The following is a 1481-nucleotide window of genomic DNA, read 5'->3' as shown; positions in this document are numbered from 1 at the left end:
GCCACACGACAGCTGCTCGGCGGACGCGGCGTGCGCGCCCCCGGCGACAACGCTCCCCGCGACCAGCGACACCACCGCAGTTCCGGCCAGGAATCTGTAGATGAGACCCATAGCGAAAGGCTATCGTGCCCAATCGGGCCAGAGCGGACAACAGGCTGAATACGGTTCAGCCGAATACAAGCCGGGTGTCGCGCTCGACGTCGAACATTCCAAGATTCCTCGTGCAAGACATAGGCGGCGTATCCATTCTGCGAACTGTGCCCTTCACCCGCAGAATCGCATGACACCGCGGCCGCGTAATTCCCAACACCGCTTCCCGCACAGCTGACCAAGTGGCGCGTCCCCGTCCCTAGGGCGGCGCCCCGACTGGGCAAATGTCAGCGACGTGTCCGAACTGCTCTCCGCCGTCACGCGTTCCTGCGGCGACGTACACGGGCAGGTACACGAAGTCGGCACCGACCTGATGTATCTCGGTCAGGCGGGAGGCGTTGCCATCGTGTTCGATGTTGATGCGGAAACCACGGTGCGGCTGCCCGCACGGGATGTGACAGTCACAGCAGAATCGACCAAATCCTCCAACAACAGCCCGATCAAGTCGCGGTGCGAGGACTGACCTACGCCGCTTCGGCCGCCATCCGCATATACCGGTGACAGCTGGGTCTGGCGCATCGGCCGATCCCTTGGCTCACTGACCTGGGGGTTTGTGGGGCGGGCGGGGCTCGAACCCGCGACCAATGGATTATGAGATCAAACACTGTCGGCACTGTGCTAGCCAGCAAAGAACCTGCATGTCAGAGAGCATTTCGCCATAATCTATTGGTCTCTATTTCAAGGCACGTGCAGCTGGCGACACAGCTACTCCTGATTTGTGCCACAAATCGGCCGGTACATCGTGACCTGCTTACCTATCTGGGCAGACGGGTAGCACCGTTCGATTGTTCAGCGGCGATGCGCTTCCTTGAAAGCACTTCGAGGTTTTTTCGCGCGTGCTCGTTGCCGAGCTCGGCTGCTTTCCGGATCCAGCGCTCAGCCCCATCCAAATCACCACGCTTGTTCAGGAGCAACCCGAGGTTGTTCATCGCGTCGGTGTTGCCGAGCTTGACTAGCTTCCGGAACCATGGCTCAGCCCCATCCAAATCACCACGCTCGTTCATCAAAAGCACCCCGAGGTTGTTCATCGCGTCGGTGTTGCCGAGCTCGGCCGCCCTCCGCCACCACTGCTCAGCCCCATCCAAATCACCACGCTCGTTCAGGAGCACGCCGACGTCATATGTCGCGTCGGTGTTGCCGAGCTCGGCCGCCTTCCGCCACCACTGCTCAGCCCCATCCAAATCACCACGATTGTTCAAGAGGAGCCCGAGGTTTCGCGTCGCGTCGGCGTCGCCGAGCTCGGCCCCCTTCCGCCACCACTGCTCAGCCCCATCCAAATCACCACGTTCGTCTTGGAGCACCCCGAGCTGGTTCATCGCGTATTTGCTGTC

2 protein-coding genes are annotated in these 1481 nt (G+C 61.2%); one reads left to right on the top strand and one right to left on the bottom strand.

Features of this window, described 5'->3' with window-relative positions; all coding sequences use genetic code 11:
• The first annotated feature begins 385 nt into the window (after positions 1-385).
• Positions 386-613 (top strand): hypothetical protein, encoded by a 228-nt coding sequence (locus NP3_RS45975; RefSeq protein WP_063047969.1) that lies wholly within the window; start codon positions 386-388, stop codon positions 611-613.
• Between the two features lie 292 nt (positions 614-905).
• Here NP3_RS45975 and NP3_RS45970 read toward each other — a convergent pair.
• On the bottom strand, positions 906-1481 hold a 576-nt coding region (locus NP3_RS45970; protein ID WP_157125024.1), incomplete at its 5' end, for a tetratricopeptide repeat protein.

Source organism: Nocardia pseudovaccinii NBRC 100343 (genome assembly GCF_001613225.1).
GTDB lineage: Bacteria > Actinomycetota > Actinomycetes > Mycobacteriales > Mycobacteriaceae > Nocardia > Nocardia pseudovaccinii.
The sequence above is the reverse complement of the archived record's forward strand: the minus strand, read 5'-3'. Positions and strand labels throughout refer to the sequence as shown.